The organism is Citrobacter sp. Cpo040, assembly GCF_030332915.1.
In the GTDB taxonomy this organism is placed as follows: Bacteria; Pseudomonadota; Gammaproteobacteria; order Enterobacterales; family Enterobacteriaceae; genus Citrobacter; species Citrobacter portucalensis.
This window is the reverse complement of the sequence record NZ_JAOWGX010000036.1, coordinates 115,362-135,501: the sequence shown is the minus strand read 5'-3', so window position 1 is coordinate 135,501 and position 20,140 is coordinate 115,362. Positions and strand designations below refer to the sequence as shown.

General features: G+C 54.2%; 15 protein-coding genes. 6 read left to right on the top strand and 9 right to left on the bottom strand.

Annotation, left to right across the window (positions count from 1 at the left end; translation table 11 throughout):
- Positions 1 to 54 precede the first annotated feature (54 nt).
- Entirely contained in the window at positions 55 to 1,119 is a 1,065-nt protein-coding gene (gene queA, locus OGX86_RS15485) for a tRNA preQ1(34) S-adenosylmethionine ribosyltransferase-isomerase QueA (protein WP_032942525.1), read from the bottom strand.
- A gap of 90 nt (positions 1,120 to 1,209) precedes the next feature.
- Here queA and acpH point away from each other — a divergent pair, with 90 nt between their 5' ends.
- Positions 1,210 to 1,791, top strand: a complete 582-nt coding sequence (gene acpH, locus OGX86_RS15480; protein ID WP_048226304.1) for an ACP phosphodiesterase — start codon at positions 1,210 to 1,212, stop codon at positions 1,789 to 1,791.
- A 168-nt stretch (positions 1,792 to 1,959) separates the two neighbouring features.
- On the top strand, positions 1,960 to 2,562 hold the full coding sequence (locus OGX86_RS15475) for a peroxiredoxin (RefSeq protein ID WP_003021524.1): 603 nt from the start codon (positions 1,960 to 1,962) through the stop codon (positions 2,560 to 2,562).
- Between the two features lie 67 nt (positions 2,563 to 2,629).
- Here the strand turns inward: OGX86_RS15475 and OGX86_RS15470 are convergent, their stop codons facing one another.
- The 3 genes from OGX86_RS15470 to OGX86_RS15460 form a co-directional block, all read right to left on the bottom strand.
- Positions 2,630 to 4,498 carry an amidohydrolase gene (locus tag OGX86_RS15470; RefSeq protein WP_048226306.1) on the bottom strand — a complete coding sequence of 623 codons (1,869 nt, stop codon included), beginning with the start codon at positions 4,496 to 4,498 and terminating at the stop codon, positions 2,630 to 2,632.
- A 21-nt stretch (positions 4,499 to 4,519) separates the two neighbouring features.
- Complete coding sequence (locus tag OGX86_RS15465; RefSeq protein WP_003830975.1) at positions 4,520 to 5,065, bottom strand: antibiotic biosynthesis monooxygenase; 546 nt, start codon at positions 5,063 to 5,065, stop codon at positions 4,520 to 4,522.
- A gap of 173 nt (positions 5,066 to 5,238) precedes the next feature.
- Positions 5,239 to 5,880: a hydrolase gene (locus OGX86_RS15460; protein WP_003021513.1), complete on the bottom strand. Its 642-nt coding sequence runs from the start codon at positions 5,878 to 5,880 to the stop codon at positions 5,239 to 5,241.
- Between the two features lie 273 nt (positions 5,881 to 6,153).
- Between OGX86_RS15460 and OGX86_RS15455 the strand changes: the two genes are divergently transcribed.
- On the top strand, positions 6,154 to 7,056 hold the full coding sequence (locus OGX86_RS15455) for a LysR family transcriptional regulator (RefSeq protein WP_003830973.1): 903 nt from the start codon (positions 6,154 to 6,156) through the stop codon (positions 7,054 to 7,056).
- On the opposite strand, the gene malZ is transcribed toward OGX86_RS15455, so the two are convergent.
- The 5 genes from malZ to phoB all read right to left on the bottom strand — a co-directional run bounded on the left by malZ (position 7,050) and on the right by phoB (position 14,221).
- Entirely contained in the window at positions 7,050 to 8,867 is a 1,818-nt protein-coding gene (gene malZ / locus OGX86_RS15450) for a maltodextrin glucosidase (protein WP_048226308.1), read from the bottom strand. The two genes, OGX86_RS15455 and malZ, sit on opposite strands and share 7 nt — an antisense overlap.
- 138 nt (positions 8,868 to 9,005) lie before the next feature.
- Positions 9,006 to 10,379, bottom strand: coding sequence for a proline-specific permease ProY (gene proY, locus OGX86_RS15445; protein ID WP_003021504.1), 1,374 nt, complete (start codon positions 10,377 to 10,379; stop codon positions 9,006 to 9,008).
- An 81-nt stretch (positions 10,380 to 10,460) separates the two neighbouring features.
- Positions 10,461 to 11,780, bottom strand: coding sequence for a branched-chain amino acid transporter carrier protein BrnQ (brnQ, locus tag OGX86_RS15440; RefSeq protein ID WP_048226310.1), 1,320 nt, complete (start codon positions 11,778 to 11,780; stop codon positions 10,461 to 10,463).
- A gap of 405 nt (positions 11,781 to 12,185) precedes the next feature.
- The gene (phoR, locus tag OGX86_RS15435) at positions 12,186 to 13,481 is read right to left on the bottom strand and encodes a phosphate regulon sensor histidine kinase PhoR (RefSeq protein WP_003830971.1); all 1,296 of its coding nucleotides are present in this window, start codon (positions 13,479 to 13,481) and stop codon (positions 12,186 to 12,188) included.
- 50 nt (positions 13,482 to 13,531) lie between these two features.
- Positions 13,532 to 14,221 (bottom strand): phosphate response regulator transcription factor PhoB, encoded by a 690-nt coding sequence (gene phoB / locus OGX86_RS15430; protein ID WP_003830970.1) that lies wholly within the window; start codon positions 14,219 to 14,221, stop codon positions 13,532 to 13,534.
- A gap of 190 nt (positions 14,222 to 14,411) precedes the next feature.
- Between phoB and sbcD the strand changes: the two genes are divergently transcribed.
- From sbcD to araJ, 3 genes are all read left to right on the top strand, one after another.
- On the top strand, positions 14,412 to 15,614 hold the full coding sequence (gene sbcD / locus OGX86_RS15425; RefSeq protein ID WP_128316818.1) for an exonuclease subunit SbcD: 1,203 nt from the start codon (positions 14,412 to 14,414) through the stop codon (positions 15,612 to 15,614).
- On the top strand, positions 15,611 to 18,754 hold the full coding sequence (gene sbcC, locus OGX86_RS15420) for an exonuclease subunit SbcC (protein ID WP_128316819.1): 3,144 nt from the start codon (positions 15,611 to 15,613) through the stop codon (positions 18,752 to 18,754). The genes sbcD and sbcC overlap by 4 nt, the downstream gene beginning before the upstream one ends.
- Positions 18,755 to 18,946: 192 nt before the next feature.
- On the top strand, positions 18,947 to 20,119 hold the full coding sequence (araJ, locus tag OGX86_RS15415) for an MFS transporter AraJ (RefSeq protein ID WP_048226470.1): 1,173 nt from the start codon (positions 18,947 to 18,949) through the stop codon (positions 20,117 to 20,119).
- Positions 20,120 to 20,140 lie beyond the last annotated feature (21 nt).

Sequence of the window (20,140 nt, the reverse complement as noted above, 5' to 3'; positions counted from 1 at the left end):
ACGTGAGGATGGCGAGCACTGCCCGACATCAAAATGGCAAGTGAGATAGCCTTCTCACGGTCGCTCAGAAATAGCCTGCGGATTGTACGTGATAAACATGGCATCTCCGTAACTAAAAAAGCGATATTCCGCTTTTACCGCTTCATGATAGGCGTGCATGGTGTTTTTATAACCAGCAAATGCGGAAACCAGCATAATCAGCGTCGATTCCGGCAGGTGGAAGTTGGTGACCAGAGCATCAATCACCTGATATTTATAGCCTGGATAAATAAAGATTTGTGTATCGCCGAAGAACGGCTCGATGAGATCGTTTTTGGCCGCCTGCGCCGCACTTTCCAGTGAGCGAACGGACGTTGTTCCCACGGCTATCACGCGATTACCGCGCGCTTTCGCCGCCAGCACCGCGTCCACCACATCCTGCGGCACTTCCGCATATTCAGAATGCATAATGTGGTCTTCGATGGTGTCTACGCGCACCGGCTGGAAAGTACCCGCTCCAACGTGCAGGGTGACGAACGCCATTTCAATGCCTTTATCGCGCAGTTTAGCCAGCAGCGGATCGTCAAAATGCAGACCCGCGGTCGGCGCAGCGACGGCACCCGGTTTTTCGCTGTACACGGTCTGGTACAGCTCGCGGTCGGCGTCTTCATCCGGACGGTCGATATACGGCGGCAACGGCATATGGCCGATGGCGTTGAGGATATCCAGCACGCTGCGTTCGTCGTTAAACTCAACTTCAAACAGCGCGTCATGGCGGGCGACCATCGTCGCTTTAATACTTTCGTCGTCCCCCAGCAGCAGCTCGGCACCCGGTTTCGGCGCTTTCGAGGCACGAATATGCGCCAGAATACGTTTGTCATCCAGCATACGCTCGACCAGCACTTCAATCTTGCCGCCGCTGGCTTTACGACCAAACAGACGCGCAGGAATTACGCGGGTGTTGTTAAAGACCAGCAAGTCTCCAGGGTTGAGCTTATCGAGCAAATCGGTGAAAGTACCGTGCGTCAGCGCGCCCGTCGGCCCGTCCAAAGACAGCAAGCGGCAGCTACTGCGCTCAGCTTGCGGATAGTGGGCAATCAGGGATTCGGGTAGTTCAAAGGTGAAATCGGTAACGCGCATGACACTGACTCAGACTAAAATAAGAGGCGGGTAGTCTAGTGCCGGGGCGTTCTCCCTGCAACCTTTACCCCTCTGGATAAACGTTTAACTATGAATTTTCTTGCACATTTGCATCTCGCTCATCTTGCCGATAGCTCGCTTTCCGGCAATCTGCTGGCCGATTTTGTCCGGGGTAATCCGGAAACGCACTACTCGCCTGATGTGGTAGCAGGCATCTTCATGCATCGTCGTATCGACGTGATGACCGATAACTTACCGCAGGTGCGTGAAGCCAAAGAGTGGTTTCGTAGCGAAACACGCCGTGTCGCGCCGATTACGCTGGACGTTATGTGGGATCATTTTCTGTCGCGTCATTGGTCGGAAATCTCCCCTGACTTCCCGCTGACGGACTTTGTGCGCTATGCCCGTACCCAGGTAACCACTATTTTGCCGGAATCGCCGCCGCGCTTTATCAATCTGAACAACTATATATGGTCAGAAAAATGGCTTGAGCGTTATCGGGATATGGATTTTATCCAGAACGTCCTGAACGGCATGGCCAGCCGCCGTCCACGGCTCGATGCCCTACGCGACTCATGGTATGACCTCGATACGCATTACGATGCGTTAGAAGAACGATTCTGGCAGTTTTATCCGCAAATGATGGAACAGGCGCGACGTAGAACCCTTTGATCGCAGCCCGCATTCCCCGCCGGATAAGCTGTAGCCGCCGTCCGGCAAAAGATTGATAGACAAAACCTGTCTCATTGATTGCCAGCGCCTCTTTGTCTTATTCACGAACACTCTCTATACTGGCCCGCGTTGCGTTCCAAAAAACCCTTAACATTGCAGGAGAATTATATGGTACTGGTAACTCGTCAGGCTCCGGATTTCACAGCAGCTGCGGTACTGGGTAGCGGTGAGATCGTTGAAAACTTCAACTTCAAACAGCATACCAACGGTAAAACTACCGTTCTGTTCTTCTGGCCGATGGACTTCACCTTCGTTTGCCCGTCAGAACTGATCGCATTCGACAAACGTTACGAAGAATTCCAGAAGCGCGGCGTTGAAGTTGTTGGTGTTTCCTTCGACTCTGAATTTGTCCACAACGCATGGCGTAACACCCCTGTCGACAAAGGCGGCATCGGTGCAGTGAAATACGCAATGGTTGCTGACATCAAACGCGAAATCCAGAAAGCCTACGGCATCGAGCACCCGGAAGCGGGCGTTGCGCTGCGCGGTTCTTTCCTGATCGACGCTAACGGCGTTGTTCGCCACCAGGTGGTTAACGATCTGCCGCTGGGTCGTAACATCGACGAAATGCTGCGCATGGTTGACGCGCTGCAATTCCACGAAGAGCACGGCGACGTTTGCCCGGCACAGTGGGAAAAAGGTAAAGAAGGTATGAACGCGTCTCCGGACGGCGTGGCAAAATACCTGACCGAGAACGTTTCCAGCCTGTAATTGGCATGAATCGACAAAAGGCCCGCAAATGCGGGCCTTTTTTATTGTTAGCAGATCCGATAAGCGATTAAAACGCAAAGCAGGAACAGCCAAGCGCGCCCCAGAAAGCCCGGTCATCTGACACCGGAATCCCCGATTTCCGCGCAATATCATGCTGGTGACCGTGTACATCGCAGCTACCGCAGCACTGGTGCATCTGCACCATTGCGCCAATTTTCGCCGCAGCAGGTGGCGCTGAGCGATAGTGCCCCGGCACCTTCACCACTGGCGACCAGTCCGGCACAATCGGAATAGCAGGTGGTGCCAGCGGGGTGAAATGCCCGGCGGCGTAAACCACTTTGCCATCAACAACGGTCATCACCGACTCAATACCTTTGATCTCTTCTTCCGGCACGCTGAAGTAATCTTTAGACAGCACCACCAGGTCGGCCAGTTGATCTTTCTCGATGCGCCCTTTCTTACCCTGTTCGCTGGAAAACCAGGCGCTACCGGCCGTCCACAGTTCCAGCGCCACATCACGCGGTAGACGGTTGTTATCATCGTACATTGCCATCCCGCCAACGGTACGGCCCGAAACCAGCCAGTACAGCGCGGTCCACGGGTTGTAGCTGGCCACGCGGGTGGCGTCAGTCCCCAGCCCAACCGGAACGTCAGCCGCCAGCATTTTCGCCACCGGCGGCGTATGTTTAACCGCGTCTTTGCCGTAGCGATCGACAAAATACTCTCCCTGGAACGCCATACGGTGCTGGACCGCAATCCCGCCGCCCAGTGCTTTTACACGCTCGATGTTCCGTTCGGTAATTGTTTCGGCGTGATCGAAGAACCAGTGCAGGCCATTGAACGGGATATCACGATTAACTTTCTCAAACACGTCCAGCATTCGGCTGATAGATTCATCGTAGGTGGCGTGCAGGCGGAACGGCCAGCGATGCTCCACCAGATGTCGCACCACGCGCTCCAGCTCATCTTCCATACCCTCCGGCAGATCCGGACGTGGCTGAAGGAAGTCTTCAAAATCCGCTGCAGAAAAGACCAGCATTTCCCCTGCCCCGTTGGCACGATAGAAGTCGGTTCCCTGCCCTGGCTTGAGCATGTCGGTCCAGCGTTCAAAGTCTTCCAGTTCCTGCTTTGGACGCTGGGTAAACAGATTGTAGGCAATACGCACCGTCATCTGTTTGTTGGCGTGTAACTGCTCAATGATCTCGTAATCTTCCGGGTAGTTCTGGAAGCCGCCGCCCGCATCGATGGCGCTGGTCAGTCCCAGACGGTTCAGTTCACGCATAAACTGGCGGGTCGAATTAACCTGCATTTCCAGCGGCAGTTTTGGTCCCTTTGCCAGCGTCGAGTAAAGGATCATCGCGTTCGGTTTAGCGATCAGCATTCCGGTCGGGTTGCCGTTGCTATCACGCACAATCTCACCGCCCGCCGGATCCGGCGTCGCTTTGGTGTAGCCAACCGCTTTCAGCGCGGCGCGGTTGAGCAAAGCCCGGTCGTAGAGATGCAGAACAAAAACCGGAGTATCCGGAGCGGCTTCATTCAGTTCTTCTAGGGTTGGCATGCGACGTTCGGCAAACTGGAATTCACTCCAGCCGCCCACCACGCGTACCCATTGTGGCGACGGCGTTCTGTCAGCCTGGTCTTTGAGCATGCGTAGCGCGTCCGCCAGTGACGGTACGCCTTCCCAACGCAATTCTAGGTTGTAATTCAGTCCACCACGAATAAGGTGCAGGTGCGAATCGTTCAGGCCCGGAATCACCGTATGTCCTTGCAGATCGACAACCTGCGTCCCTTCGGCGGCAAAGCTCATTACCCGTTCGTGGCTACCGGTCGCCAGGATCTTTCCGTTGGCGATCGCCACCGCCTCGACCTGCGGACTTTGCCTGTCGAGAGTATGAATTTTTCCGTGAGTCAGAATCAGTGTGGCAGTTTGAGACATAACAATCTCCTGAGATACCGGTCAGGCTTTTTTCAGCCATCCGGCAAACAGACGGGTTACGATGGGCATCCAGAACCAGACCACTAGCGCAACCACAAAGGCATCATTGATGAGATGCAGGAGTAACGAGCCCTTCATTGCAGGCAGCACAATGCCGGTCAACCACGGCACCAGATTGGTGCTGGGAAATATCACTAGCAGGGTTATCAGAAACTGTTTCCAGCGTTTGGGCTGGCGTACATGGGGCGCGGGCGGCGTAAACCAGAATGCTGCTTCGGTGCGAATTTCGGTTTTGTCACCTTCAGCCAGCAGTGGAGCAATCTCTTCGACCAACACGCGGCGCGTATCGGACTGGGTCCAGCTATACAGATGCTCAAGCGTGTCGAAGCGGATAATGATGTTCCACAGGTTGTTGCCATCTGCCGGGCGAATCACGTTCGCCCCGAGATGACCGGGAAATTCAGCCGCTACAGGCATGATTTTCCCCAGCCACTGCTCATACCTCTGCGCCTGCTCAGGTAGCAGAGTATGAGTAATTACCAACGTCACATGTTTGTTCTGAGCCATGAAGGGTTCCTTGTTGAGAGGAAACAGGCCACTTAGGCCAGAAAAGCAATACACAAAATCATTCATGGTGCATCGAGGCGGCAAGGTTGTGGATCCCCGGGAGCTTACATAAGTAAGTGACCGGGGTACGCAAGCGAAGCCAACAAAGATGCAACATGAAGGATGACGTGTATTTAAGCTTTACGTTCCGGCGCGCCATGCACCATGGTATAGGCATAATCCACGCCCATACCGTAGGCGCCGCTGTGCTCGCGTACCAGATCCATTACGGCGTCGTAGGTTTCTTTGCGGGACCAGTCGCGCTGGTACTCGAGAAGAACCTGTTGCCAGGTTACGGGTACGGCACCTGCCTGTACCATGCGGTCGATAGAACGCTCATGAGCATCTACGGACGTGCCGCCGGAGGTATCCGTTACCACATAAACTTCATAGCCTGCCTCCAGTGCCATTAGCGCCGGAAAAGTCAGGCATACTTCGGTCCACAGCGCGGAGATAATCAGTTTTTTACGCCCGGTCGCTTCCACCGCTTTCACAAACGCCGCATCTTCCCAGGAGTTCATTGAGGTGCGTTCAATGGGTTTGACATCAGGATGAACCGCTAACAATTCCGGCCAGATATATCCGCTAAAACTTTTGGTTTCTACAGAAGTATAAATCACCGGTACATTGAATATTTTCCCGGCTTTCGCTAATGCAACGGTATTATTTTTTAAAGTCTGGCGATCAATATTTGCCACACCGAATGACATTTGCGGCTGATGATCAATAAAAATAAGCGTAGAATTTTGAGGGTCAATCAGTTCCCGAATAGACATAGCACACCTTCTTAATCAATAAGTTAAAAGGCAACGGTCTGTATCTGCCGTCAGCAGCAGGATCCTGAATCAGAAAGCTTGTTGAGTATAGCGGGAAATTTCTAACGAGTTATTAAAGAAAACTTACCATCCTGTGAAACTATTAATTTTGTGTTGCGATATATCCTAAACAACATCAAAAAAATGCGCATGACTCATCTAATTTATTCACTGGCATTGTTTTTCTTCATTCGGTACAACAGAAGGGTTTAATTTTCAGGATATTTTCTGCTTATGCGCATTAATCTGGATGTTTTGCTTATTCTCGACGCACTCGACAAACAGGGTTCATTTGCCGCAGCGGCCGAGTCGCTGTTTAAAACCCCTGCCGCACTCAGCTATATGATTCAGAAGCTGGAAAGCGATTTGAATATCGAGCTGCTTGACCGTTCCGGGCACCGGGCAAAATTTACCGATACCGGACAGATGATGCTGGAAAAAGGGCGTTTGCTGCTGAATGCGGCAAAAGATCTCGAAAAGCAGGCGGTACAGCTGAGTTCAGGCTGGGAAAAAGAGCTGGCAATTGCGCTGGACGACTCCTTCCCTTTCGCCGCGCTGTTGCCCATTATCGATGAATTTCATGCGCTGAATAAACAAACTCGCCTCAGTTTTACCCACCATACGCTGGCGGGCTCCTGGGAGGAGCTGACCCATAATGGAGCCGATATTATTCTGGGGGCAATTAATGAACCGCCAACGTCTGCAGCCTGGTCCTATAAAATGCTCGGCACGTTGGACAATGTGTTTGTCGTTGCGCCTGAGCATCCGCTGGCAGCAGCAGCAGACGGCCTGACCAACGAACAGTTATGCCTGCATCGGGCGATTGTTATCAGCGACAGCGCCCGCTTCTGCCATCCGTTACAAACCAATCTGATGGAGGAACAGGCGCAAATCCGCGTCGATGACTTCCACAGTAAGGTGATGCTACTACGAGCCGGTATGGGCTGCGGATTTCTCCCCCGCCATATTGCCAGCCCGTGGCTTACCACGGGCGAGCTGGTGGAAAAAACGGTTATCTCATTTCGCCAAAAAGACGTGGCTTATATGGCATGGCGCAATAACCGCGATGGGCTGGCACAGCGGTGGTGGCGGGAAACGCTGCTGGCAAGCCCGGAAATTGCGCGCTTATATCAATGACCTATCCATACTGAGGCGGAAATCGCCGGCAACGTCAGGATATCGTCGGCAAGCATGCCGTTGCCCTCTTTGTGCTGCCATTGACTCACGCTCAGTAATGGCGAGGCTGGCAGGACCACTTCACAAGCGTGGCCACGGTTAATCGCCACCAGTACGCGCTGTCGGTTTAGCACGCGAACAAACACCACCACGTTATCCTCGGCGTAAATCACCTGACAACCACCGTGGCGCAGCACCTGATTCTGGTGGCGTAATTTTGCCAACCGCTGATACAACGCCAGCAGAGTAGCGTCCTGTTTTTCAGGCTGCCACGGGAACGTTTTGCGACAAAACGGATCGTTGTTCCCGTCCAGCCCCACTTCGTCACCGTAGTAAATACAGGGCACGCCAGGCCAGGTAAACAGCCATACCACCGCTAGCGGTAACCGTGCGACGTCTTTACCGAGCAGAGATTTAAAGCGGGCGGTATCATGGCTGTCGAGCTGATTAAACATCCGCAGCTGTTGCTGATGCGACAACCCCGCGCGGTAGTTATCCATCCACGCCATACAGGTCTGGGCATCAATGGATTGCGGGTCGTATGAGATATCGGTATTGGCGAGGAATCCCCAGAGGGGGAAAGTAAAGCCGCGATAGTTCATGGCGGCATCTTCTGCATCAGCCTGCAACCACTGGCGCGCATCGCCAAAATGCTCACCCACCACATACGCCTCTGGCTGGGTTTCTTTTGCCGCCTGCGTAATTCCGGCCACATGTTGTAGGTTGTTACGTGCGCCTCCGGCCTCTCCCAGCATATGCACCACATCAAGACGCCAGCCGTCCATACTCCACGGCGCTTTCAGCCAGTGGCGGACGATACTGTCTTCACCACGATAAATTTCATTCACCAGGCTTTCCGAGGAAAAGTCCAGCTTAGGTAAGCTGGAATATCCCAGCCAGTCGAGCGCAACGCCGTCGGCTGAAAAATGATACCAATCGCGCCAGGGGGATTCTGGGTTATGGCACGCCCCGTCTGTTCCCCGATTATGTCGGTCAAACCAGGCGTGCGAATCGCCGCTATGGTTAAAGACGCCGTCGAGAATCAGACGCATGCCCTGCTGTTGGGTGTTGTGCCGCAGACGCAGTAGCGCCCTGTCGCCGCCAAATTGCGGATCAACATGACGGTAATCTTCGGTATCGTATTTATGCACGCTCGGGGCGGTAAAAACAGGATTCAGGTACAGCGCCGTGACCCCTAACGTTTTCAGGTACGGTAGCTTTTCGCTGATGCCGTCCAAATCGCCGCCATAAAACGTGGAGCCACCGGCCTGAGCCGTAAGCGGTTCGTCCCATTCGCGCCGCACGATGTCGTGTCCGGCGGCGTGGTGGTAATAGACATTATCCTGTCCCGCTTCACGCGACTGGCTGCGGGCAAAACGGTCCGGGAAAATTTGATAGAAAATCTGATCGGCAACCCACTGCGGACCATTATCCGGCACATCAACCGCAAACTGCTCCAGACGAGCAGGCGGAAAACGGCCGAATCCCTGCGGGGTGAACCATAGCTGACGATCGGGCCAAAGTAATTTAAAGCTATAGCGTCGACGAGGCTGCCCGCTGGAGAGATCGATCGCCGCTCGCCACGCGGTCACGCCCGGCTGCGGCTGGCTACGCTGCTTGTGCATAGCCAGCGAAATCTCTTCGTTATCGTTTTCTGCGCGTAGCGTCACCCGCTGGGGTGGATTTTCCCCCGCCAACCATAATGTAATCGTCAGTTGATCTTTGTTTTGCTTAACAAATGGGGCAACCGGAAGGTGCCAGGCGTTCAACATCACGTATCCCCTTTGATGATAATGACGTCACCTTGCCATAGCGAAGTGCAGGATCACTCATCATCTTAACGTTTATTGGGGGAGGAGTTCGGGGGAGGAGAAACTTGCCGGGTAACGCAAAGCTACCCGGCAAAAATATTACTGTGCTTCAGCCAGTTGGCGCTCGCGACGGCGCTTGAATCCCCATCCGACCAGCAGCAGGACAATCCACGCAAAGCCGACGTACAGCGAAATACGGGTATCCGGATGATAGCCGATGAGCGCGATGATAAAGACCAGGAAAATCAGGCCAACAACGGTCGTCGTTACCCCACCCGGAACTTTAAATTTCAGCGCTTTGACCTCTTCCGGCGGCAGACGACGACGGAAAGCAATCTGCGACAACAGGATCATAATCCACACCCATACCGTGGCGAAAGTCGCCAAAGAGGCGATCACCAGGAAGACGTTTTCCGGCATGATGTAGTTAAGATACACCGCAAACAGCAGCGCGATAGTCATCACCATTACCGTCACCCACGGCACGCCACGACGCGACGTCTTGGCGAACATTTTCGGGGCACTGCCCTGCTCCGCCATGCCGTGCAGCATACGCCCCACACCGAAGACGTCAGAGTTAATAGCCGACAGCGACGCAGTCAGAACCACAAAGTTGAGGATCCCGGCAGCAAAGGTAATGCCCATATGCTGGAACGTCATAACGAACGGGCTACCGTCGGTACCCACCTGGTTCCACGGGTAGATAGACATAATGACGAACAGCGTCCCCACATAAAACACCAGGATACGCATTGGTACGGAATTGATGGCGCGCGGAATAGATTTTTCCGGGTCCTTGGCTTCGCCTGCGGTAATCCCGATAATCTCAATCCCGCCATAGGCAAACATCACCATTTGCAGCGACATCACCATGCCGAGCCAGCCGTTGCTGAAGAAGCCACCGTTGCTCCATAAGTTATGGATACCGGTAGGTTGCCCACCGTTGCCAATCCCCCAAATGATGATACCGAAACCGGCGACAATCATGATGATAATGGTGGCGACTTTGAAGAACGAGAACCAGAACTCCAGCTCACCAAATACCTTCACGCTCATCAGGTTGATGGCGCAGATAATCAGCACCACGCTGAGTACCCAAATCCAGTGCGGTACCGCCGGGAACCAGACGCCCATGTATATGCCGAAGGCTGTCACGTCGGCAATGGCGACAATCAGGATTTCAAAACAGTAGGTCCAGCCGGTAATGTAGCCTGCCAGCGGTCCGAGGTTTTCCTGCGCATAGCGCGAGAAGGAGCTGGCTGCCGGGTTATGAACAGACATTTCGCCCAGCGCACGCATAATAATGTACGCCGCGACACCGCCGATAATATAGGCCAGCAATACGCTTGGCCCCGCCATTTTGATAGCGTCGGCCGAGCCGTAAAACAGCCCGGTACCAATTGCTGAACCTAATGCCATAAAGCGGATGTGCCGGGTGCTCAGCCCACGCTTTAGCTTGTTATTACTTTCCATCGATTCCTAACCTGTTAACACAATAAAAAAACCACGGGGCCATGTTAATAGCCCCGTGGTTAAAACTTATTGTCAGTGATATTAGTGTGCGCTGGAGGTCACTTGTCGACCCGCGGCGCGATCCCAGATAACTGCCAGGACCACCATCACGACTGTTGGCATCAACCACGCCAGCCCCTGCTCCGCCAGCGGTAAACGCTGGGTCCAGGCCGGTAACACGTCGCCAATTGCAGAAGCTTTAATGCCATCAAGGATACCAAAAATCAGGCTGATAAACATCGCAGGTGCAATGACGCGGGAAGAATTATGCCACCATGAGCGGGTAAAGCTTAATACAACCAGTGCGATACATGGCGGATAGATAGCCGTCAGCACCGGAATAGAGATCTGAATCAGATGGCTCAGACCCAGGTTAGAAACCACCATCGAGAAGCCGCCGAGGATAAATACCAGCGTACGATAAGACAGTGGAACGTACTGGGCAAAGAACTCTGCGCACGCACAGGTCAGGCCAACCGCGGTGACCAGACAGGCGATGAAAATCAGCGCCGCCAGCAGGAAGCTTCCTGCACCGCCAAAGGTGTGCTGAACATACGCATGCAGAATCGCCGCGCCGTTAGCAGACTGATCGACCAGAATCGCGCTATCTGAACCCAGACGGAACAGCGCGAGATACAGCAGCGTTAAGCCCACACCCGCCATTAAACCCGCCCAAACGGTGTAACGGGTCAGCAGACGCGCTTCAGTAACACCACGCGAGCGAGCGGCGTTAACGATAACAATACCAAACACCATCGCGCCCAGCGTATCCATGGTCAGATACCCGTTCACGAAGCCATTAGAAAACGCCGCAGTTTGATAGGCTTCCATCGCATTACTGATCGGGCCAGCTGGCCAGATGATTGCAGCGACAGACAGGACCACCAGTGCCAGAATTTTCAGCGGTGCCAGGAAATTGCCCACCGTATCCAGCAGTTTGCCCGGATAAAGCGAAACCAGAATGACAATCGCGAAATAGATAACGCTATAGATAAACAGCGGCAGCGCAGAGTCACCAGTCAGCGGTGCAATCCCGACTTCGAAAGAGACCGTCGCGGTACGCGGGGTAGCAAATAACGGCCCAACGGCCAGATAGCAAACGGTCGCCAGCAGCAGACCGGCAACTTTACCGATAGGCGTGCTCAGTCGGTCCACACCACCGCCGACTTTCGCCAGCGCGACAACGGTAAGTACCGGCAGGCCAACGGCCGTAATCAAAAAGCCAAAAGCCGCAGTCCAGACGTGTTCACCTGCCTGCAAACCAACCATTGGGGGGAAGATGATGTTACCTGCACCAACGAACAGTGCAAATGTCATAAATCCCAAAGCGATAATATCGCGCGATTTTAACTGATGGGTCATAAAGTCTTACTGCCTGTGGATGTGGTGTTGAAAATAGTAAATTTTTGCCTTTCCCTGGGGGACAATACAGCGGCATTTTTGCTCAATTCCAGCGGGAAACACTCCCGACCTGGCGCGGCGAAGAATAGTTTTTCGATTTACCGCGTAAATGCAGTCGGTATGACAGCACCTGGAGCGCAATTTAAACGCTTATAACGTTTTAAAGCAAGGTGGGATCCAAAAACCAGAACAATATAGCGATATGAAAAATAGGGTTAGCACAAAACACCATTTCATGGAAAAAGGTATGGGTAATAGTTCGAACAAAAAACAATCAAACGTCGTGAAATTCAGGAGGCATCTATTGACCACATAAAAAAAACCAGCTTGCGCTGGCTTTTGGAAAGATTATCTTACGAATACGTCTTAGCCGTTACTTTTGGCAATGAAACGTTCTGGGATCATGAAACTAAATCGCGTCCCTTTGCCTGGTTCGCTTTCGATGTTCAAACGGCTGTCGTGATGATGCAGCGCATGTTTCACGATAGCCAGACCCAGCCCGCTACCGCCCGTTTGTCGCGATCTCGCCTTATCCACACGATAAAAACGTTCAGTCAAACGTGGAATATGCTCGGGGGCAATGCCCGGACCGTTGTCTTCCACGCAAAACTCCGCCCCCGACGCCACATGCTGCCAGCGTACGGTAATGTGCGTTCCCGCTGGTGTGTGGTTAACCGCGTTGTACACGAGATTCGAGATAGCGCTACGCAACTGCTCCTCGTTGCCTCGCACGTTCAGGCTGTTATCGACATCAAAGGTAAACGTATGTTTATGCTGGCTCAGGGTTTGCGCTTCGTGCTCGATCACGCGCAGCATCATGGGCACATCGACTTTCTCATTCAGCTGCAACGTCGGCGCAGCTTCAATTTTTGACAGCGTCAGCAGCTGCTTCACCAGGCCTTCCATACGGTACGTTTGTTCACGCATGGTATGCAGTGCTTTTTCGCGCGTTGTCCCTTCCAGCGGGTGCTCCTGCATCATTTCCAGGTAGCCTTGCAGCACCGTCAGCGGTGTGCGCAACTCATGGCTGGCGTTGGCGAAAAAGTTACGCCGTGAACCTTCCAGTTGGTGCATCTGGGTAACGTCGCGCGCCACCATCAACAATTGCTTATCGGTATAGGGCATCACGCGAATTTCCAGATGCCGTCCGGTATTTAGCACCAGATTGATTGGCCGGCTAAAATCGCGCGTTTTCAGATATTGTGTGAATTCCGGGTAGCGCAGCAGGTTAAGAATATTTTGCCCGCTATCGTCCGGCCAACGCAGTCCCAGAACTTGCTGAGCCAGTCCGTTACACCAGAAGATACCGCCTTCTTCGGTGGTCAACACCACCGCGTCGGGTAGTGATTCCGCCCCGCTGCGAAAACGTTTAATCAGGTTACCCAGTTCTCGACGGCGCTTTTTGTTGCGAAGCTGCATTTGATGCAGCCCATATAACAACGGTTCCCAACTGCCTCGCCCCGGCGGCGGCGTCATACTTCTGTCGACCCATAACCACCAGGATAAACGTAATAAATTCCAGAAATGCCAGATAAGCAGGCCCGTTACCGACGCCAGTAAAAACCAGGGCAGGTAACCGAAAAATGCGCTAAGGATAAATGCTGGTATGCAGCACAGGATCAGCTCCAGTACCAACCTTTTCCATGACAATCGTTCTAGCAAACGTCTTACTCCATAAACGGCCTAATCCATCAGGCCCTGATTCTTGTCAGTCAGAAGCGGGTCGAAAAACGATATCCCGTCCCGCGAACTGTCTGCACCATTCGATCGTGTCCGCTGTGCTCCAGCGCTTTACGTAAGCGGCGGATATGCACATCCACTGTCCGGTCTTCTACGTAGACATTGGTTCCCCAGACATGATTGAGGAGTTGTTCACGGCTGTAGACGCGCTCGGGGTGAGTCATAAAGAAGTGCAACAGTTTGAATTCGGTCGGCCCCATATCCAGCGGTTCTTCGCCGGTCATCACGCGATGCGAAGTGGGATCAAGACTCAGCCCCTGCATCTCAATAACCTCTTCCACCGCCATGGGGGAAATACGACGCAGCACAGCTTTAATACGCGCCACCAGCTCCTTGGGAGAAAACGGCTTGGTAATATAATCATCCGCACCGGTTTCCAGACCCCGGACGCGATCTTCCTCTTCTCCCCTCGCCGTCAGCATCATCACGGGGATGTCCCGCGTCATGGCTTCGCGCTTGAGATGCTTAATAAACTGTAGACCCGAGCCGCCGGGAAGCATCCAGTCAAGCAGGACGAGATCCGGCCAGGGTTCATTGAGTTGGTTCACAGCACTGTCATAGTCTTCGGCTTCTACGGGTTGAAAACCGTTTTGCTCGAGCACGAAGCAGACCATTTCACGAATTGGAGCTTCATCTTCTACGACCAGAATACGTCTCGCCATGATTTGCCCTGTTTATAATTAAATCGTTTGCCATCAATACGGTGCCATTATGCGTCAGTTTTATGACAGATTTATGAAAAGATAGTCCAGGTTTAACGCAGCCAGACGAATTATGACAGCCCGGAGACAAGATATTACCGTCCTTGAAAGGTTATAATCCCCGCCACTGTTTTATCGTCATGGAACTCTTATGCGCATCCTTCACACGTCTGACTGGCATCTGGGCCAAAATTTCTACAGCAAGAGCCGCGCCGCTGAACATCAGGCCTTTCTCGACTGGCTGCTGGAGACGGCACAATCCCAGCAGGTGGATGCCATTATTGTGGCGGGCGATATTTTCGATACCGGCTCACCGCCAAGCTACGCCCGTGAGCTGTATAACCGTTTTGTCGTCAATCTGCAGCAAACCGGTTGTCATCTGGTCGTGCTGGCAGGCAACCACGATTCTGTCGCCACGCTCAATGAATCCCGCGATATTCTGGCGTTTCTCAACACCACGGTCGTTGCCAGCGCCGGCCATGCGCCGCAGGTGCTGCCGCAACGTGATGGCACGCCGGGAGCAATCCTGTGTCCGGTTCCTTTCTTACGACCACGTGACATCATTACCAGCCAGGCCGGGCTAACCGGACAAGAAAAACAGCAGCATCTGCTGGGGGCGATCACCGACTATTACCAGCAGCAGTATCAGGACGCCTGCACGCTGCGTGGCGATCGAAACCTGCCCATCATTGCGACCGGGCATTTGACCACCGTTGGCGCCAGTAAAAGTGACGCCGTACGTGACATTTATATCGGTACGCTGGACGCCTTTCCGGCGCAAAACTTTCCACCCGCGGACTACATCGCACTGGGGCATATTCACCGGGCGCAGATTATCGGCGGCACGGAACATATTCGCTACTGCGGTTCACCGATTGCCCTCAGTTTTGACGAGTGCGGCAAAAGCAAATGTGTACATCTGGTGAATTTCGAAGCGGGGAGACTCAGCGCCGTTGAAAATCTCACCGTACCGGTCACCCAGCCGCTTGCAGTATTGAAAGGCGATTTAGCCGCCATTACCGCCCAGCTTGAGCAGTGGCGTAACGTGCCACAAGAGCCGCCGGTATGGCTGGATATTGAAATCACCACCGACGACTATCTGCATGACATGCAACGTAAGATCCAGGCCTTAACCGAAGATTTACCGGTCGAGGTGTTACTGGTGCGCCGCAGTCGGGAACAACGTGAACGTATTATGGCCAATGAACGACGCGAAACGTTAAGCGAGCTAAGCGTAACGGAAGTTTTTGACCGCCGCCTGGCGCTGGAAGAGATCGAGGAGCCTCAGCGCAACCGGCTGAATCAGCTGTTTAGCGCAACCTTACACACGCTTGCCGGGGAGAGTGAAGCATGAAAATTCTCAGCCTGCGTCTGAAGAACCTCAACTCCCTGAAGGGAGAATGGAAAGTCGATTTCACGGCAGAACCTTTTGCCAGCAATGGACTGTTCGCCATCACCGGGCCAACGGGCGCGGGGAAAACCACCCTGCTGGACGCGATTTGCCTTGCGCTGTACCACGAAACGCCGCGCCTGAATACCGTGTCACAGTCGCAAAACGACCTGATGACCCGCGACACCGCAGAGTGTCTGGCCGAGGTCGAGTTTGAGGTGCGCGGCGAAGCCTACCGCGCATTCTGGAGCCAGAACCGGGCACGCAACCAGCCTGAGGGCAATCTGCAGGTCCCACGCGTAGAGCTGGCCCGCTGCGCCGACGGTAAAATCCTCGCTGATAAAGTCAAAGACAAGCTGGAGATGACCGCCGAGCTTACCGGGCTGGATTACGGACGTTTTACCCGTTCAATGCTGCTGTCTCAGGGGCAGTTTGCCGCCTTTCTTAATGCCAAACCGAAAGAGCGCGCCGAGCTTCTGGAAGAGTTAACTGGTACTGAGATCTACGGCCAAATCTCCGCCATGGTGTTTGAAAAGCACAAGTCAGCGCGTACGGAGCTGGAAAAACTGCAGGCCCAGGCCAGCGGCGTGGCGCTGTTAGCACCAGAGCAGGTGCAGTCCCTGACGGAAAGTTTGCAGGTACTTACTGACGAAGAAAAACAATACCTTACCAGCCAACAAACCCAGCAACAGCACTTCAACTGGCTTATTCGGCAAAATGAGCTTCAGACGGACATAAACCGCCACCAGCAGGCATTACAGGCAGCACTTCGGGCGCAAGAAGACGCACAGCCACAGCTGGCAGCGCTGAGCCTGGCGCAACCGGCCAGAGCGTTACGCCCGCACTGGGAGCGAATCCAGGAACAAACGGCTACTATCGAGCGTACGCGCCAGAAGATTCAGGAAGTGAATGCTCGCTTACAAAGCAGCTTAGCGCTGCGCGGACGCATCCGTCAGCAGGCGCACACGCAGTCAGCCGCTATGCTGGCCGAACAACAGACGTTAACCGACTGGCTGAACGAGCATGACCGCTTCCGCTTATGGAGTAGCGAACTGGCTGGCTGGAAAGCGCTGCTGGCGCAACAGTCCGACGCCAGCACCCAGCTACGCCAGTGGCAGCAGCTGCGGGAGAATGACACACGTAAGCTCGATGCACTGGCGCTTCCTGCGCTGACCCTTTCGCCGCAGGAAGTGACAGAAGCGCTGGCGCAACATGTGCAGCTTCGTCCGCTACGCCAGCGGCTCAGTAATCTGCACGGGCAAATCGCCCCGAAGCAAAAGCAGCTGGCACAGTTACGCGCTACGCTTGTACAACGTCAGCAAGAACTGACCCAGCGCAACGCGGTACTCGCCGAGAAACGCCAGCGCTATAAAGATAAAAACCAGCAGCTTACCGATGTGAGACTCATTTGCGAGCAGGAAGCCCGCATCAAAGATCTGGAAAGCCATCGGGCATTACTGGAATCCGGCAAACCTTGTCCGCTTTGTGGCTCTACTACACATCCGGCTATCGAGCGTTACCAGACGCTTGAGCTGAGCGTAAATCAGGCACGACGTGAGGCGCTGGAAAAAGAGGTTAAAACGCTGGCCGATGAGGGTTCAACGCTACGCGGACAGCTCGAGGCAATAAGCCAGCAGCTTCAGCGGGATGAACGCGAAGTACAGACGCTTTCTCAGGAGGAGCAAGCACTTACTCAAGAGTGGCAGACGGTCACCGCCAGCCTCAACGTGACGCTGCAACCGCAGGATGACATCGCCCCATGGCTTGCCACCCAGGAAGAGCATGAGCAGCAGCTTCACCAATTGAGCCTGCGCCATACCCTGCAGGCGCAAATCACCGCGCATACAGAGCAAATAACTCAGCTCCAGCAGCATATTGACCAGCGTCAGGCGGCGCTAACCGCCGAGCTGGCCCGTCATGGCCTGTCCCTTCCGGCTGAGGATAACGTCGCCTCATGGCTGAGCGAACGGGCGAACGAAGCCCAAATGTGGCAACAACGCCAGAGCGAACTGAGCGCTTTACAGACCCAAATAGCCCAGCTTGCGCCGCTGCTGGAAACGCTGCCAGAAACCGAGGCACTTCCTGAAAACAATGAGGGTCTGTCGCTGGAAAACTGGCGGCAGGTGCACGACGATTGCCTCTCCTTACAGGGGCAGTGGCAAACGTTGCAACAGCAGGAGGCGCAGGACGTTCAGCGCGCCGCAGAAATTCAGGCACAGTTTGATGCCGCATTGCAGGCCAGCATCTTTGACAATCGTGACGCCTTTATCGCCGCCCTGCTGGATGAAGAGACCTTCAACCGTCTTGAGCAGTTAAAGCAGTCACTCGAAGGTCAGCAACAACAGGCACAAACGCTGCTTAATCAGGCCCAGCAGGCGCTGGCGACTCATCAACAGCAGCAACCAACCGGGGTGGATCTCACGCTCACCGCACAACATCTGCACGACGCGCTGGCGCAGCTCACCCAGCTGCTACGCGATAACACGACTCGTCAGGGCGAAATTCGCCAGCAGCTTAAACAAGATGCTGAAAACCGCCAGCAGCAGCAGGCGCTGATGCAGGAGATTGAAAAAGTCGCGCAGCAGGTCGAAGACTGGGGCTATCTGAATGCGCTGATCGGCTCGAAAGAGGGAGATAAGTTCCGCAAATTTGCCCAGGGGCTGACGCTGGATAACCTCGTCTGGCTTGCCAACAACCAGTTGACTCGTCTGCACGGTCGCTATCTGTTGCAGCGCAAGGCCAGCGAAGCGCTGGAGCTGGAGGTGGTCGATACCTGGCAAGCCGATGCGGTGCGTGACACGCGTACGCTCTCCGGCGGCGAGAGCTTCCTGGTGAGTCTGGCGCTGGCGCTGGCATTGTCCGATCTGGTCAGCCACAAAACACGAATTGACTCCCTGTTCCTCGACGAAGGGTTCGGCACGCTGGACAGCGAAACGCTGGATACCGCTCTGGACGCGCTGGATGCGCTCAACGCTAGCGGTAAAACCATTGGCGTGATCAGCCACGTCGAAGCAATGAAAGAACGCATTCCGGTGCAGATCAAGGTGAAAAAAATCAACGGTCTGGGCTACAGCAAACTCGACAAAATGTTTGCGGTGGAGTAATCGGCCAGCGGATGTGGTGTCACAGGCCGGATAAGCGTCATCGCTATCAGGCACGCTATGTAGCACAATAATGCATACTCAGGGACGGATATGAAATGGCATTCCACTTCGCTTATCCGCAAGCTATCGCTATTGGCGGCGAACGTTCGCCGCTATGACGCACATCCTGCGTCTTTCTTGTTGGCAGGTGGTATGAAAAAAGTCATTTTCTCTTTAGCGCTGGGAACATTTGGGCTGGGCATGGCCGAGTTTGGCATCATGGGCGTTCTCACCGAGCTGGCGCAGGACGTGGGTATTTCTATTCCTGCCGCTGGCCATATGATCTCGTTTTACGCCTTTGGCGTAGTGCTGGGCGCTCCCATTATTGCACTCTTTTCCAGCCGCTTTTCGCTCAAGCATATTCTGCTGTTTCTGGTCACACTGTGTGTGATTGGCAACGCCATTTTCACCCTCTCCTCCTCGTATTTTATGCTGGCGGTGGGCAGGCTGGTTTCAGGCTTCCCGCACGGCGCGTTTTTTGGCGTTGGCGCAATTATCCTGTCGAAGCTCGCCCGCCCGGGAAAAGTCACCGCCGCTGTCGCGGGCATGATTTCGGGGATGACCGTTGCCAATCTGGTTGGCATTCCCGTCGGCACCTGGCTGAGTCAGGAATTTAGCTGGCGCTATACGTTCCTGCTGATTGCCGTCTTTAATATCGCCGTGATGGTCTCGGTCGCTTTTTGGGTACCCAACATCAGCGATGAAGCAAAAGGAAACCTGCGCGAACAATTTCACTTTTTGAAAAGCCCCGCCCCGTGGCTCATTTTCTCCGCCACCATGTTTGGTAACGCCGGGGTTTTCGCCTGGTTCAGCTACGTCAAACCATACATGATGTTCATCTCCGGCTTTTCCGAAGCGCTGATGACCTTCATCATGATGCTGGTAGGATTAGGAATGGTGTTGGGAAATCTGCTGAGCGGTCGGCTGTCTGGTCGCTATACGCCGCTGCGCATTGCGGTGATAACCGACTTCGTGATTGTGCTGGCTCTGCTGTTGCTCTTTGCCTTTGGCGGGATCAAAGCCGCGTCGCTGACCTTCGCCTTTATTTGCTGCGCGGGCCTGTTTGCCCTGTCGGCACCGCTGCAAATTTTGCTGCTGCAAAATGCTAAAGGAGGGGAGCTGCTGGGTGCGGCTGGCGGGCAAATTGCCTTTAATCTCGGTAGCGCGATTGGCGCTTACTGCGGTGGCATGATGCTGACGCTGGGCTTTGCCTACAACTACGTGACGCTGCCGGCGGCACTGCTGTCGTTTTCTGCGATGTCGTCACTGCTGCTGTACGGTCGCCTGAAGCGCGCAGTACCCCAGATGACACACGCTGCCGGATAGCATCTGCGCTACCCGGCTACG